Raw genomic sequence first — 12016 nt, 5'->3', positions numbered from 1 at the left:
GTATAAAAAGACTAACTTACTGTTTATATTATAAATAAAAATAAAAAGGCTGCTTAAAAGCAGCCTTTTTCTATAAAAATAGCTTATTTTGGGACTATTTTCCTGTCAATAAACCTTTTACTGCATCTCCGATGTCAGCAAGGCTACGAACAGTCGTCACACCAGCGGCTTCCAGCGCTGCGAATTTCTCATCCGCAGTACCTTTACCACCCGCGATAATCGCACCAGCATGCCCCATGCGCTTACCTTTAGGTGCTGTCACACCAGCAATGTAAGCAACGACAGGTTTCGTGACATGCTCTTTGATGTACGCAGCAGCTTCTTCTTCTGCTGTTCCACCAATCTCGCCGATCATGACGATAGCTTCAGTTTGTGGATCCTGCTGGAATAGTTTCAGGATATCGATGAAGTTTGAACCCGGAATTGGGTCACCACCGATACCAACACAGGTAGATTGACCTAATCCTGCATCAGTTGTCTGTTTCACCGCTTCATATGTCAAAGTACCTGAACGGGATACAATACCCACTTTACCTGCTTGATGAATATGACCAGGCATAATGCCGATCTTACATTCACCCGGAGTAATCACACCCGGGCAGTTAGGGCCGATCATGCGAACACCGGCTTCATCCAGTTTTACCTTAACAGTCAGCATATCCAGAGTTGGAATGCCTTCAGTAATGGTAATAATCAGTTTAATGCCAGCTTCAATAGCTTCCAGAATGGAGTCTTTACAAAATGGTGCCGGTACATAAATAACAGAGGCTGTTGCACCTGTTGCTTCAACCGCTTCACGAACGGTATTAAACACAGGCAGGCCAAGGTGTTCAGTGCCACCTTTACCCGGTGTAACACCACCAACCATCTGAGTACCGTAAGCAATCGCCTGTTCTGAGTGGAAAGTACCCTGACTACCAGTAAAACCCTGACAAATCACTTTGGTGTTTTTATCAATTAAAATAGACATTATTTATTCCCCGCTGCTGCGACTGCCTGTTTAGCTGCGTCTGTCAAACTGGTTGCTGCTATAATATTCAAGCCACTGTCAGCCAGTTTTTTCGCACCCAGTTCAGCATTGTTTCCTTCCAGACGAACAACTACCGGTACGTGTACACCAACTTCTTCCACAGCACCAATAATACCGTCGGCAATCAGATCACAACGGACGATCCCACCAAAGATATTTACCAAGACAGCTTTCACATTTTCATCTGACAGGATGATTTTAAATGCCTCAGTAACACGCTCTTTTGTTGCGCCACCACCAACATCAAGGAAGTTAGCAGGTGCACCACCGTGCAATTTGACAATGTCCATCGTTCCCATTGCCAGACCAGCACCATTTACCATACAGCCAATGTTGCCATCCAATGCAACATAATTCAGTTCCCATTGTGCAGCCTGAGCTTCACGTGGATCTTCCTGTGAAGGATCGTGCATTTCACGCAGTTCGGCCTGACGGAACATCGCGTTACCATCTGCACCCAACTTTCCATCCAAACAGATAAGATCACCTTCAGTTGTAATAACCAACGGGTTAATTTCAACCAGAGCCAGATCACGCTCAAGGAAAAGGTTTGCCAATCCCATGAAAATCTTGGTGAATTGACCGACTTGTTTACCAGTCAAACCTAACTTGAACGCCAGTTCACGGCCTTGATAGGGCATAGGGCCAGCCAGTGGGTCGATGATTGCTTTATGAATCAGTTCGGGCGTTTCTTCCGCCACTTTTTCTATTTCGACGCCACCTTCGGTAGAGGCCATGAACACTACACGACGTGTACCACGGTCAACAACAGCCCCGAGATACAGCTCCTTAGCAATATCAGTCGCTCCTTCTACCAGAATCTGGTGAACAGGCTGCCCCTGTACGTCAGTCTGATAGGTTACCAGCCGTTTACCCAGCCATTGTTCAGCAAAAGCACGAATATCTTCCTTGCTATTGACGACTTTCACACCACCAGCCTTACCGCGACCGCCTGCATGAACCTGACATTTAACGACCCAAGGACCTGAACCAATCTTGGATGCTGCTTCTTCTGCTTCGCGCGGCGTTGTGCAGGCATAACCAGCTGGTGCTGGTAAACCATACCGTGCAAAAAGTTGTTTTGCCTGATACTCGTGTAAATTCATGATGTTCTATCCATAATTTAATCTAAGAAAGGTAATTAACCTTCTATACCTGCGCATTACAATCTACAGCTTTATTTACTGCATTTCGAAATTCACAGGGTATATTTTGTTGCTCGGATATGGCCAGCCCGAAAGCTGGCCGCATGGTTTGTTACATCAACACTTTTTACATCAACATCGTTGTACTTCAGACTGGGCGGAATTTAACACCCTCCGCCCTGATGGTGATGCTATACATCCAGCAACAAACGTGTTGGATCTTCCAGCATTTCTTTGATGGTCACCAGGAAGCCTACAGACTCACGTCCATCAATCAGACGATGGTCATAAGACAGTGCCAGATACATCATTGGAAGGATCTCAACCTGACCATTTACTGCCATTGGGCGATCTTTAATGGCATGCATGCCCAGAATCGCACTTTGTGGTGGGTTAATGATCGGAGTGGACATCAGAGAGCCGAAAACACCACCATTAGTAATGGTGAAATTACCGCCGGTGAGTTCATCAACAGTCAATTTACCGTCACGGCCTTTAATAGCCAGCTCTTTGATGGTTTTTTCGAGATCAGCCATGCTCAGGGCATCTGCATCACGTAATACTGGCGTTACCAGACCACGTGGAGTCGATACCGCAATGCTGATATCAAAATAGTTGTGGTAAACCACGTCAGTGCCATCAATTGAAGCGTTAACTTCTGGATAACGTTTCAGTGCTTCAACAACCGCTTTCACATAGAAGGACATGAAGCCCAGACGAACGCCATGACGTTTTTCAAACGCATCGCCGTATTGCTTACGCAGTTCCTGAATTGGTTTCATGTTGACTTCATTGAAAGTCGTCAACATTGCCGTATTGTTCTTCGCTTCAAGCAGACGCTCTGCAACACGCTTACGTAAACGTGTCATTGGTACGCGTTTTTCACTGCGGTGAGGCAGTTCAGACTGCTGAGCAGCTGGTGCAGATGCAGCAGGTTTAGCGCTCTCTTTTTTGTTCGCAGCGATATGTTTTTCTACGTCTTCACGCACAATACGACCACCTACACCACTGCCTTTAATCGCAGCAGGATCTAAATCGTGCTCTGCAATCAGACGGCGAACTGCCGGGCTAAGAGCATCGTTACTCTCATCTTCCAAAGAGGCAGTCTGGCGCTGTGCCGGAGTTGCCTCAGTGGTTTCTTTCACCGCAGCAGGCATGCCAGCACTGTTACTCAGGCTAATACGACCAAGCAATTGCTTAGACAATACAGTGGCGCCTTCTTCTTCCAAAATAGCTTCCAGAACACCTGCTTCACTTGCTGGTACTTCTAAAATCACTTTGTCAGTTTCAATTTCAACCAGGATGTCATCACGCTCTACAGCATCACCCGGTTTTTTGTGCCATGTTGCAACAGTCGCATCCGCAACAGATTCAGGAAGGTCTGGAACCAGAATTTCTACGCTACTCATTTTCTATCCTTAATTTATTCAACGTTCAGTGCGTCATTTACCAGAGCTTGCTGTTGCTTCTGGTGAACGGACGTATAGCCCACAGCCGGGGAAGCAGAAGCCGGACGCCCTGCATAACGTAAAGAAGCCCCAAATGGGATCGCTTCACGGAAATTATGTTGACTGCAATACCAAGCCCCTTGGTTCAGGGGTTCTTCCTGACACCAAACGAAATCATGAACATGAGCATACTGCTCAAACAGATTCTGCAAGTCTTGACGAGGGAATGGATATAGCTGCTCAATACGAACAATAGCAACATCACTCTGTTCATTCTTACGACGCTGCTCCAGCAGATCGTAATAGACTTTACCGGAGCAAAGTACAACGCGTTTCACACCTTTCGGATCTAAAGCGTCAACTTCACCAATCACTGTCTCAAACTTACCGTCAGCCAGTTCATCCAGACTGGATACTGCCAATGGATGGCGCAGCAGTGACTTAGGTGACATAACGATCAGAGGACGACGCATACCACGCAGAGCCTGACGGCGCAGCATGTGATAAACCTGAGCCGGAGTTGATGGCACGCAGACCTGCATGTTCTGTTCTGCACATAATTGCAGATAACGTTCCAGACGTGCTGATGAGTGCTCTGGGCCTTGCCCTTCATATCCATGCGGCAGCAACATAACCAGACCACACATACGGCCCCATTTCTGCTCGCCAGAGCTGATGAACTGGTCAATAACGACCTGTGCTACGTTAGCAAAATCACCAAACTGAGCTTCCCAGATGGTCAGCGTGCGTGGCTCTGTTGTTGCATAACCGTATTCAAACGCCAGTACTGCTTCTTCAGACAGCACGGAATCCCATACGTTAAATTCACCCTGACCATTGTGAACATTTGCCAGAGGCACATAAACAGAGGCATCAGTCTGATTATGGATAACCGCATGACGGTGGAAGAATGTACCACGGCCAGCATCTTCACCGGACAGACGTACCGGAACACCTTCATCAACCAGAGTTGCATACGCCAGAGTTTCTGCCGCGCCCCAGTCAAATAATTTGTTTCCATTAGCCATTTCTGCACGGTCAGCGTAGATTTTTGCAACGCGGGAATGCATTGCGACTTCAGCTGGAATGGAACTGATACGTTTGCCAAGATCTTGCAAGCGCTTCATATCCACCTGATGTGGATACTCTGCATCCCATTCATGGTTCAGGTAAGGTTCCCATGTGAAAGAATGCAGGCCCATTGGACGCCACTCATCCACGACACAATCACCGTGATCTAATGCATCACGATATAAGTTGGCCATTTCAGTGACATCATTAGGTGACAGCAGATTTTCTGCGATAAGTTTATCTGCGTAGATCTTGCGTGGTGTTGGGTGTTTCTTGATTTTCTGATACATCAAAGGCTGAGTTGCGCTTGGCTCATCAGCTTCGTTATGCCCGTGACGACGGTAACAAACCAAATCAATCATCACGTCACGTTTAAACGTATTACGGAAATCCAGAGCAAGACGGGTGACGAAAGTAACGGCTTCCGGATCATCTGCATTAACGTGGAAGATAGGTGCCTGAACCATCTTCGCAATATCAGTACAATATTCTGTTGAACGGGTATCTTTAGGATTAGAGGTTGTGAAACCAATCTGGTTGTTAACCACAATTCGAATTGTACCACCAACTTCATAGCCGCGCGCCTGAGACATGTTCAGTGTTTCCTGAACAATCCCCTGACCTGTTACTGCTGAGTCACCATGGATGGTCACTGGCAGAACCATGTTACTGCGGCCTTCATCGAGGCGGTCACGGCGAGCACGGACAGAACCAATAACAACAGGGCTGACAATTTCAAGGTGAGATGGGTTAAATGCCAGCGCCAGATGCACTGGTCCACCATCAGTTTCGAAATCAGAAGAAAAACCCTGATGGTATTTCACGTCACCCGTGCCAAGATGTTCTTTATGCTTACCAGCAAACTCGTCAAACAGATCCGCTGGTTTTTTACCGAATAAGTTGACCAGAACGTTGAGGCGCCCACGGTGAGCCATTCCCAGTACAACTTCACGAGTATCTTGTTTACCTGCATGACGGATAAGTTCTTTTAGCATTGGAATCAGCGCATCACCGCCTTCAAGGGAGAAACGTTTCGCCCCCGGGAACTTAGCACCTAAATAGCGTTCCAAACCTTCTGCTGCCGTCAGCTCTGCCAGAAAACGACGTTTTTCTTCCGTATTGAACTGTGAACCCACTGCTACAGATTCCAGACGCTGTTGTAGCCAGCGCTTTTCTTCTGTATTGGTGATATGCATATATTCCGCACCAATAGAACCACAATAAATGCGCTTCAGGGCGTCATATAAATCAGCCAGTTTCATCGTCTCTTTGCCGATAGCAAATGAGCCTACGTTAAACGTTTCTTCAAAATCTGCTTTGGTTAAATTATGGAAAGCAGGATCGAGATCTGGTACAGGTTCCTGTTTCCATAATCCCAATGGATCAAGATTCGCATTTTGATGACCGCGGAAGCGGAATGCGTTGATTAGCTGCAAAACCTTAACTTGTTTTGCATCCATTGCTGGATCGCTGACTGAAGTGTGGTAACGAGTGGCATCCTTTGCCAGACGACGGAAGTAATCACGTGTCTGTGAGTGAAGTTGTTCCCCGTGACGTCCCGCATCCGGTAATTGTTGGAATATTTCTCTCCAACCTGCATCAACAGAATTAGGATCGGTTATATAGTCTTCATAGATTTGCTCTATGTAAGACTGGTTTGCACCAGCCAGAAAGCTTGAATCCAGCCAGTCCTTCATTGCACCGTTCTGCATTGTGATCCCTTAAGCTTCAAAAGCTTTAGTTTTCGCCGTGGTTAACAAATTCCGCTTTATTAAGCGGTGTTGATAAAAGGTTCATTTGGACGTGCTTAATGCATGTTCTTTATTTGGGTTATCCTACCCTTCAAGGAACCTTTAAAAACTGACTTCAGTTTTTAAAGGTTCCTTATTTTACTGAAACATGCGCCGTCATTAGCAGCAGGCAATTTATCATCTTTCATTCTTTATGCCCTCCACCAGATTGATATTTATTTCAAAAATGTGGAGGGCAACCTTATATGCATTATTTGCACACAATTTATGTGTTATTTATGCACTATATCTTTTGTCTTTCAAGCCACTTCTTTGTTAACCGCGATGCAACCTGAAATCCATTAGATATATATATCGACCTATCAGTAATATTTAATTAAGCACTGTGTCTTAACAACATAGACTTAATATGACCAATCGCTTTTGTTGGATTCAGACCTTTAGGACATACGCTGACGCAGTTCATAATTCCATGACAACGGAACACACTGAATGCATCATTCAGACCATCAAGTCGGGAGGAAGTTTCAGTATCCCGGCTATCAATCAGGAAACGATATGCCGCTAACAGGCCCGCTGGTCCAATAAATTTATCCGGATTCCACCAGAATGACGGACAAGACGTCGAACAGCAGGCACACAGGATACATTCATAAAGGCCATCCAGTTTTTCACGCTGCTCTGGTGATTGCAGGTGTTCACGCGCAGGAGGGTTTTTACCGTCATTAATTAAATAAGGACGGATTTTCTCATATTGCGCATAAAATTGGCCCATATCAACGACCAAATCACGGACAACCGGCAAACCCGGCAGAGGGCGGATAACAATCTTTTTGTTTCCACGGCGCAAGGCTGAAATGGATGTAATACAGGCCAGCCCATTTTTACCGTTCATGTTCAAACCGTCGGAACCACATACACCCTCACGGCATGAACGGCGGAATGACAAGGTTGGATCCTGCTCCTTCAGCTGGATGAGAGCATCCAGCAGCATCATGTCACGCCCTTCTTCCGCTTCCAGCGTGTAATCCTGCATACGGGGTGCGTTGTCTACATCCGGATTATAACGATAAATTGAGAATTCAAGTTTCATAATCTATTTCTCCGCAACTGGAACATCGGCAACGCAATTAGTAAGAACGCACTTTCGGCGGGAAGGCTTCACGCAGTTTTGGCTGCATGTTAACTTCACGACGGGTCATGCTCTCAGTCTGCGGTAAATACAAGCTATGGCACAGCCAATTTGCATCGTCACGCTCTGGATAATCGAAACGGCTGTGTGCCCCACGACTTTCTGTACGATAGTTCGCAGCAACAGCAGTCGAATAAGCTGTTTCCATCAGGTTATCCAGCTCCAGACATTCGATACGCTGAGTATTGAATTCTGATGATGTATCATCCAGACGAGCATTGTGCAGACGTTCACGGATGACTTTCAGTTCGTCCAGCCCTCTCGCCATTGCATCCCCTTCACGGAATACAGAGAAGTTGTGCTGCATACAGGCTTGTAATGCTTTACGAATCTCAACCGGATCTTCGCCTGAACGGGTATTATTCCAACGGTTCAGACGTTGCAGTGCTACGTCGACATCAGACTCACTGGCATCACGGCTGGTTCCCTGCTCCATCAGACACTCTTTCAGATGCAGACCAGCAGAACGACCAAAGACCACCAAATCAAGCAAGGAGTTACCACCCAGACGGTTTGCACCATGCACGGATACACAAGCAATTTCACCCACGGCAAACAGACCCGGAATGACAACATCTTCGCCTTTCTCATTGATAGTCAGTGCCTGACCGGTAATCTTGGTTGGAATACCACCCATCATATAGTGACAGGTTGGGATCACCGGAATCGGTTCTTTTACAGGATCTACATGAGCAAAGGTGCGGGACAGCTCAAGGATACCCGGCAGGCGGGATTCCAGAACATCTTTACCCAGATGATCCAGTTTCAGCTTCACGTGAGGTCCCCACGGGCCTTCACAACCACGACCTTCACGAATTTCGATCATCATAGATCGAGCAACGACATCACGGCCAGCCAGATCTTTAGCATTTGGTGCGTAACGCTCCATAAAGCGCTCGCCATCTTTGTTCAGCAGATAACCACCTTCACCACGGCAGCCTTCTGTTACCAACACACCCGCGCCTGCAATGCCTGTCGGGTGGAATTGCCACATTTCCATATCCTGCACCGGAACACCAGCACGCAGAGCCATACCAACACCATCACCTGTATTGATATGCGCATTTGTTGTGGATTGGAAAATACGACCAGCACCACCTGTCGCCAGAATAGTTGCCTTAGCTTTGAAATAGACAACTTCACCTGTTTCGATACAGATTGCTGTACAGCCAACAATGGCACCATCCTGATTTTTGACTAAATCCAGAGAATACCACTCAGAGAAAATAGTCGTGTGGTTCTTCAGGTTCTGCTGATACAGGGTATGAAGTAATGCATGGCCGGTACGGTCAGCCGCAGCCGCAGTACGGGCAGCCTGTTCACCACCAAAATTTCTGGATTGACCACCAAACGGGCGCTGATAAATGCGGCCATTATCCAGACGTGAGAATGGTAGCCCCATGTGTTCCAATTCGAGTATTGCTTCAGGACCGGTTTTACACATGTATTCGATGGCATCCTGGTCACCGATATAATCGGAGCCCTTTACCGTGTCATACATATGCCATTCCCAGTTATCTTCATGAGTATTACCCAGAGCAACTGTAATACCACCCTGAGCAGAAACTGTATGGGATCGGGTAGGGAAAACTTTAGAAATCAGGGCGCAGGACAGGCCCATTTGTGAAATTTGCAGTGCGGCACGCATACCTGCGCCACCAGCACCAATAACAACAGCGTCAAACTCTCTTACCGGCAGTTTCATTTATACACCCCACACCACAATTGTTCCGTAAATCAAATAAGTCAACAGTGCAACAATAATGACCAGTTGCAATACCAGACGCAGTGCCAGTGGCTTTACATAATCCGTCAGCACCTGCCACATTCCAATCCACGCGTGGACCAAAATGGAAAGCAGAGCCAGTACGGTGAACACTTTTGTGAGAGAGAAGGAGAAAAAACCGCTCCAGACTTCATAGGTGATGTCTGACGTTGTTGCTACAAAACCAACTAAATAAAGAACATATAAAACAATAACGATTGCAGATGCACGTAACAACAGCCAGTCCTGAATCCCCGTGCGCCCCAATGCGGATGCGTTGCTTACCATACTAATACCCCGGCCAGAATAGACAGAATAACTGCGATCACGATTGCCACTTTAGCAGAAGCTTTGCCAGCGGCGAGACTCTCTTCCAAGAGACCAAAGTCCATCAAAACATGGCGGATCCCACCACAAATGTGGTAACCCAACGCCGTCAGTATCCCCCACAGGATAAATTTGGCGAAAAAGCCAGTCATGATTTCAGAAGCATGCTGGAAGCCCTCTTGCGAAGACAGTGACATACCCAACAACCACAGCAGAATGCCGACTGCTATAAAGGTGATGACGCCTGAGATACGGTGCAAGATCGAAGCTATCGCGGAGACGGGTTGATTTATCGTCCGCAGATCGAGGTTGACAGGTCTTTGTTTTTTCACAATTTTGCCCACACAGCTTTTTTTATTTTCCATCCTCCGGCCCTGGGTGGGAATCAGACAGCGTTAAGAGGACACAAAGACACAACATAATTAAATTAACAATCCTTACTGTTTTCAACAAACGTTGTGATTTGATTACGCTGGGTGCTCCTACATCAGGTAATCCGGAGACCTTGATGCAGTATAAGTACTTCACATTGTTATTACAATTCCCACACAATATGATTATTAACATTTAGCTTGAACAGTGAGTAAGATCACGCTTCAAACATTTATCATAAAAACCATTATCTTGTTTGACAAAGATTAAACATTTATCTTACATATATGACGGTGCATAATATTTACCGTCATTTTCCGATGAAAAAGTAAACTTCACGAAAAATGTGGGCTTTGTAAAAGTATCGTTACGACACAAAATGGTAACATTTTATGTTAGAAATACTTTAGATTGACATCCGGAAACTTTTTAACAACCTGAACACTATTGTCGTCCGTAAAATGAGATTTCAGCATTAAATCGATACCCGACAGAAACAAAGGGTATATACAGCCTGATTTTCAATTCTCTCCGGTAGCACAATGCCGTCGGCGCAGTAAGGATTACGCCTATTTAGGTTGTTAGGGGTTATAAGAAATAAGCGCTAAGGAGATGTAAATGGCTGATAAAAAGGCTACGTTGACCATAAATGGTTCAGCTGCTATCGAACTAGACGTACTAACGCCAACCCTAGGCTCTGAAGTAATTGACGTTCGTACCCTCGGCTCAAAAGGCTTCTATACCTACGATCCCGGTTTCACTTCCACTGCATCCTGCGAGTCGAAAATCACCTATATTGATGGCAATGAAGGCATTTTGTTGCACCGTGGTTTTCCCATCGATCAGCTTGCAATGAAATCAACCTATCTGGAAGTTTGTTATATTCTGCTTAATGGCGAGCCACCAACTCCTGAAGAGTATGAAAAATTCAAAACAACGGTGACTCGTCATACTATGATTCACGAACAGATTACCCGCCTGTTCCATGGTTTCCGTCGTGATTCCCACCCTATGGCTATACTCTGCGGTGTCACAGGCGCTCTCGCTGCCTTCTACCATGATGCGCTGGATGTTAATAATCCCCGCCACCGAGAAATCACCGCATACCGTCTCATGTCTAAAATGCCAACTGTAGCGGCGATGTGTTACAAATATTCTGTTGGTCAGCCTTTTGTTTATCCGCGTAATGATCTCTCTTACGCCGGTAATTTCCTGTACATGATGTTCTCAACTCCCTGTGAGGAATATAAGGTCAATCCGGTACTGGAACGCGCAATGGATCGCATTTTTATCCTTCATGCAGACCATGAGCAGAATGCTTCAACTTCGACAGTCCGTACAGCAGGTTCTTCTGGTGCTAACCCATTTGCCTGTATTGCTGCGGGGATTGCATCATTATGGGGGCCAGCACATGGAGGAGCAAATGAAGCTTGCCTGCGCATGCTGGAAGAGATTCAGACTGTTGATCACATTCCTGAGTTTATCGCCCGGGCCAAAGATAAAAACGACGCTTTCCGCCTGATGGGCTTTGGTCATCGCGTCTATAAAAACTATGACCCACGCGCAACCGTAATGCGTGAAACCTGCCATGAAGTACTGGATGAACTTGGTCTGAATGACAGCCTGCTGGAAGTTGCCATGGAGCTGGAACGCATTGCCCTGAATGACCCGTACTTCATTGAGAAGAAACTGTACCCGAATGTCGATTTCTACTCAGGTATTATTTTGAAAGCGATGGGAATTCCGTCATCCATGTTTACAGTGATCTTCGCTATTGCCCGCACTATCGGCTGGATTGCACACTGGAATGAAATGCATGATGAAGGTATGAGGATCGCTCGTCCTCGCCAACTGTATACTGGTCATGCAGAGCGGGATTTTAACAGTCAGTTAAAAAAATAATCTGACAAGTTCG

Annotated in this window: 9 protein-coding genes; 1 reads left to right on the top strand and 8 read right to left on the bottom strand. The window is 46.2% G+C overall.

Annotated features, from left to right (window positions below):
- Window positions 1-94: 94 nt before the first annotated feature.
- From sucD to sdhC, 8 genes are all read right to left on the bottom strand, one after another.
- Entirely contained in the window at window positions 95-970 is an 876-nt protein-coding gene (gene sucD / locus AACS90_RS09710) for a succinate--CoA ligase subunit alpha (RefSeq protein ID WP_099122487.1), read from the bottom strand.
- Window positions 970-2136: an ADP-forming succinate--CoA ligase subunit beta gene (gene sucC / locus AACS90_RS09705; protein ID WP_099122486.1), complete on the bottom strand. Its 1167-nt coding sequence runs from the start codon at window positions 2134-2136 to the stop codon at window positions 970-972. Before sucC ends, sucD begins: the two co-directional genes overlap by 1 nt.
- A 230-nt stretch (window positions 2137-2366) precedes the next feature.
- A complete protein-coding gene (odhB, locus tag AACS90_RS09700) occupies window positions 2367-3584 on the bottom strand; it encodes a 2-oxoglutarate dehydrogenase complex dihydrolipoyllysine-residue succinyltransferase (RefSeq protein WP_099122485.1) in 1218 nt (405 codons plus the stop codon).
- 14 nt (window positions 3585-3598) lie between these two features.
- The gene (gene sucA / locus AACS90_RS09695; protein ID WP_099122484.1) at window positions 3599-6406 is read right to left on the bottom strand and encodes a 2-oxoglutarate dehydrogenase E1 component; all 2808 of its coding nucleotides are present in this window, start codon (window positions 6404-6406) and stop codon (window positions 3599-3601) included.
- 415 nt (window positions 6407-6821) lie between these two features.
- A complete protein-coding gene (locus AACS90_RS09690) occupies window positions 6822-7538 on the bottom strand; it encodes a succinate dehydrogenase iron-sulfur subunit (protein ID WP_099122483.1) in 717 nt (238 codons plus the stop codon).
- Between the two features lie 37 nt (window positions 7539-7575).
- Window positions 7576-9342 carry a succinate dehydrogenase flavoprotein subunit gene (sdhA, locus tag AACS90_RS09685; protein WP_099122482.1) on the bottom strand — a complete coding sequence of 589 codons (1767 nt, stop codon included), beginning with the start codon at window positions 9340-9342 and terminating at the stop codon, window positions 7576-7578.
- On the bottom strand, window positions 9343-9690 hold the full coding sequence (gene sdhD, locus AACS90_RS09680; protein ID WP_099122481.1) for a succinate dehydrogenase membrane anchor subunit: 348 nt from the start codon (window positions 9688-9690) through the stop codon (window positions 9343-9345).
- Window positions 9684-10073, bottom strand: coding sequence for a succinate dehydrogenase cytochrome b556 subunit (gene sdhC, locus AACS90_RS09675; RefSeq protein ID WP_099109188.1), 390 nt, complete (start codon window positions 10071-10073; stop codon window positions 9684-9686). The genes sdhD and sdhC overlap by 7 nt, the downstream gene beginning before the upstream one ends.
- A gap of 646 nt (window positions 10074-10719) precedes the next feature.
- Here sdhC and AACS90_RS09670 point away from each other — a divergent pair.
- Entirely contained in the window at window positions 10720-12003 is a 1284-nt protein-coding gene (locus AACS90_RS09670) for a citrate synthase (RefSeq protein ID WP_099109099.1), read from the top strand.
- The last annotated feature ends 13 nt before the right edge of the window (window positions 12004-12016 follow it).

It is taken from the genome of Xenorhabdus sp. KK7.4 (assembly GCF_963876465.1).
GTDB classification, from domain to species: domain Bacteria; phylum Pseudomonadota; class Gammaproteobacteria; order Enterobacterales; family Enterobacteriaceae; genus Xenorhabdus; species Xenorhabdus stockiae.
This window is presented reverse-complemented; position numbering and strand designations above follow the sequence as displayed.

Bases quoted from the DNA above. Each gene is read 5' to 3' on its own strand.
- sdhD (WP_099122481.1), bottom strand. From the start codon at position 9,690: ATGGTAAGCAACGCATCCGCATTGGGGCGCACGGGGATTCAGGACTGG.
- sdhA (WP_099122482.1), bottom strand. From the start codon at position 9,342: ATGAAACTGCCGGTAAGAGAGTTTGACGCTGTTGTTATTGGTGCTGGT.
- sucC (WP_099122486.1), bottom strand. From the start codon at position 2,136: ATGAATTTACACGAGTATCAGGCAAAACAACTTTTTGCACGGTATGGT.
- AACS90_RS09670 (WP_099109099.1), top strand. From the start codon at position 10,720: ATGGCTGATAAAAAGGCTACGTTGACCATAAATGGTTCAGCTGCTATC.
- AACS90_RS09690 (WP_099122483.1), bottom strand. From the start codon at position 7,538: ATGAAACTTGAATTCTCAATTTATCGTTATAATCCGGATGTAGACAAC.
- sucD (WP_099122487.1), bottom strand. From the start codon at position 970: ATGTCTATTTTAATTGATAAAAACACCAAAGTGATTTGTCAGGGTTTT.
- sucA (WP_099122484.1), bottom strand. From the start codon at position 6,406: ATGCAGAACGGTGCAATGAAGGACTGGCTGGATTCAAGCTTTCTGGCT.
- odhB (WP_099122485.1), bottom strand. From the start codon at position 3,584: ATGAGTAGCGTAGAAATTCTGGTTCCAGACCTTCCTGAATCTGTTGCG.